Source organism: Nostoc sp. UIC 10607 (assembly GCF_047228265.1).
Taxonomy (GTDB): Bacteria; Cyanobacteriota; Cyanobacteriia; order Cyanobacteriales; family Nostocaceae; genus Nostoc; species Nostoc foliaceum_A.
Genome location: NZ_JBIQNW010000153.1, coordinates 1 through 3,171 on the forward strand (window position 1 = coordinate 1; position 3,171 = coordinate 3,171).

At 43.1% G+C, this 3,171-nt stretch carries 3 protein-coding genes and 1 pseudogene; all 4 read left to right on the forward strand.

Features of this window, described 5'->3' with window-relative positions:
* Positions 1–161: 161 nt before the first annotated feature.
* Positions 162–290 (forward strand): annotated as a pseudogene (locus ACEYW6_RS35890) (gamma-glutamyl-gamma-aminobutyrate hydrolase family protein); the annotation flags it as partial.
* Between the two features lie 562 nt (positions 291–852).
* Positions 853–1,224 carry a hypothetical protein gene (locus ACEYW6_RS35895; RefSeq protein ID WP_412983560.1) on the forward strand — a complete coding sequence of 124 codons (372 nt, stop codon included), beginning with the start codon at positions 853–855 and terminating at the stop codon, positions 1,222–1,224.
* 73 nt (positions 1,225–1,297) lie between these two features.
* Entirely contained in the window at positions 1,298–1,423 is a 126-nt protein-coding gene (locus tag ACEYW6_RS35900) for a hypothetical protein (RefSeq protein WP_277926811.1), read from the forward strand.
* Between the two features lie 81 nt (positions 1,424–1,504).
* The gene (locus ACEYW6_RS35905) at positions 1,505–2,818 is read left to right on the forward strand and encodes a hypothetical protein (RefSeq protein ID WP_412983561.1); all 1,314 of its coding nucleotides are present in this window, start codon (positions 1,505–1,507) and stop codon (positions 2,816–2,818) included.
* Positions 2,819–3,171 lie beyond the last annotated feature (353 nt).

Genomic DNA, 3,171 nt, shown 5'->3' on the forward strand with positions numbered 1-3,171 from the left:
CTGTGAACTCAGTACGGTTAGTTCAGGGCTACTTAAAAGCCTACGCTCACCGCTTGCGGTGAGCGTAGGTAGTTTACATTCCAGATGTTTACGGTACATCTGCATTACATCGTCTAAAGTCTGAACCTGGACGACATTTACCTACAGAACATCTCGTCAGGATAGATGTAGAAAGCCTTTTAGCTGACTGTTTACAGAATTCTCACATATCTGTAGTTTCTTGGCATCATCAAGCGGTAGATAAAGTACCGCCTGGTTGGCGGGTTGTTGCTCATGCTTGGGATGATGGAGTCATTGAAACTGTGGACCATGAACACCATCCTTGGGCAATTGGTGTGCGGCATCCTGAGCTTTCAATTCTCGATCCCAATCATCAAAGAGTTTTTCTAGCTCTCGTTCAGGCTGCACATACAAGACACTTCTGAGATGACCGTAACCTCGCAACCGGGTCAGAGCCAGGGTGATCCCCCCAAATTAATCGGTGCTGAAAATTTTTTCTGTAATTGCAATTATCTCCCCTATTTATCCCCTATTTATTTTTAAATTCAAATCACAATAGCAGAGAACACCATCTAATACAGGCGGACACTCTCTGTCTAGAACCTATCCCACTAATAATATTTGTGTCACAAAGCTTAAGCTTATCGAGAACTGACAACGAAAAATTAAGGTTTTTAAGCACATTTTACGAAAAGATGTAGGGATTTTTAGAATCATGGTATAGGTTCACAGATTTTGCCGTTTATACACACACAAGCGTGTCTGAAAAGCTTACATGGCTAGCATCTCTGATCTACTTCATCCATGTCGAAACCTAATTATTAGTTTTTCAATTTTTTGGAGGAGAGGAAAATGAAGAAATTCACCTGTTTGATGATTGTCGGGGCAGTATTGTCGATTAGTGCGCCCGCTGTGGCTGAAAGTCGTGCGGTTAATATCAGTATTGGCAGTATTGGTGGTTCTTTAGATAATGCCGCTTTGCGAACAATTCGCCAAGTTATCGGGTTTGCAGTCGGCACTAGTACCGTCGATAAATTCATTGTATATAGTCCCAAGGCCGGATCTCCTATTCCCATCGAAGGAGGTTTATCTGCTTGTGCCGAAGCCAGCTTCAGCACAAGCAATGCAAGATTTAATGCTTTTATCCAGGAGTTGCGTTCAATTAATCCCAAACCAGGAACTTTCTACAATGTAGAACTTACCGCAACCTGCAAACAGAAATAAGACGTTTGCACTCAAGCGCCGTAGGATGGGCTGAGATACCAAGCCCATCTATCAAGTTACACGTAAGCTTAATATGTTGCTTAACTTTGGCTTAGAAGCTGTAGATCACCTTTGCTGTGGCAATATGGGTAAAGTTGATGGCTATGAGTTGTTACGTTTAGCTAACAATGACTTACCCTGCGTATTGTTGTGGGAGTGATTAACCCTGTTTTGTCACTCTCGGAAACCAATAATTACAGCCCCTCAAAAAATTTTTGTGAAATATATCCTGAAGCTCAAAATGCGTAAGCACATACTGAACTCTTTGTTTCCAGTTGTCTTACTCGCTGCTTATGTAGGGATTGGGACACATCCAGCCCAGGCAAACTGTCCACGTTTTGGTCGTCCGCCAGAACAAGTGAACCCTGAAGTACAGCAACGTGCAAACCAACTCAAAAATGATCCCAATCAATTCTTTGGAAAAAAGATTTTAGATACGATTACAAATCGCCGCATCACCTTGACTCCAGATTTTGATCGTTTAACGGGAATCGAGAAACAACAAGTTCTCAATACTTTAGAATTAGACGGTTCAACCTACGAAGTTTACGCAGCTGATGAACGGCTGGTTTCGGCGCAATATGATGGCTGTACTCGTACTTACTTGAAGACTGAGCGCGATCGCTATGGTTGGTATCTCAATCGCCCTCCGGTAGCAATGCCACTGCCGATGTTACGCGATGCTTTACGTAATTGGGGGCAACCGACTTGGCGCAAAGTTAACCAGAGTATACATCCGGAAGATGAGCGTAGAGCGCGCTTCAAGTTTTGGGAAACAGTTGGCTATGACAAATACAACCAAGGCTGGTGGATTGGTTGGGTGCCAGAAGGGGGCTACTTTGAAGTTACAGTTCGCAATGCTGATGGTGTTACCCAACTCAAGCCTTATTTAGGAACTGCGTTTCATCAATATCGTTATGTAGTAATAGCGAGTGATGGTACTCCTCTGTACGATACTCAAACAGAATTAGGTAATCCGTGGCTGTCGGTTCTAGGTAAAACCTCTTTTCCTGTGGGATGGAATGTCAGCCCTTGCCATTATCAAAATCCTTTCTTGTGCGTCTATCGCAACAAACTTGATGTGGGAAGCGTCGAACTTCAACGCCGGACGTATACTGACTATCCGATTCTGCAAACCCAATTTGAACAACTTGGGTTAGTCCCAGGGCTATTCACCTATAGCAATCCTAATGATAAAGCTAAGGCACTGACTGCATTAAAAGCTGTAATCGCAGATTACTACCAAACGATTACAAAAGAACGTACTTCGACTTATGGCACAACCTACAAAGTTCAGGTGCAACAACCAGAAGAAGTCAAAATTGGTGATTTGCCAGGGTTAAAGTATGGCTTTAAGAGTATAGACCGCTTAGGGCAGGTGCGCGAAAAGTATGTGAACTATATGGCATTTAATGGGAATTTGTACATTATTACTACAGGCTACGAGCCAGCGGCAAAAAGTAATACATTCAAACAGCTTGCCAGCTTCGAGCAGTTTGAACCTCATTTAAAGACGATTATGGAAAATCTGAAGCTGTCTGAAACTGATCGTTAATGTGCTTCTAAGTTAAGTACTGCACTCATAAAAAGTATATATTTCTTGCAGTACTAATTCAGCGCCAAGGGTGGTTGAAGCTGTTGCTCGGCTTGGCGGCTATCTCGAACATCGAAGCAAACACACCTATTGGTATCCAGGTACTGTGGCGAGGTTGGTTAAAATTACACGACCTTTGTGAGGGTTAGCAGCTTGCAAAAGAGACTTAACGGGAAAAGTCAGGATGGCATACAAAACATAGTTGCTGGTGATGCGTGCTGAGTAAGAAAATCTAGGGACATCGGTGAGAGGTTAGAATGATTGCACTTTTGTCAAGAGGGTGCAGGAAAAGGCGATAAATCCAGCTTGGGGAC

Bases quoted from the DNA above. Each gene is read 5' to 3' on its own strand.
- ACEYW6_RS35895 (WP_412983560.1), top strand. From the start codon at position 853: ATGAAGAAATTCACCTGTTTGATGATTGTCGGGGCAGTATTGTCGATT.
- ACEYW6_RS35900 (WP_277926811.1), top strand. From the start codon at position 1,298: ATGTTGCTTAACTTTGGCTTAGAAGCTGTAGATCACCTTTGCTGTGGC.
- ACEYW6_RS35905 (WP_412983561.1), top strand. From the start codon at position 1,505: ATGCGTAAGCACATACTGAACTCTTTGTTTCCAGTTGTCTTACTCGCT.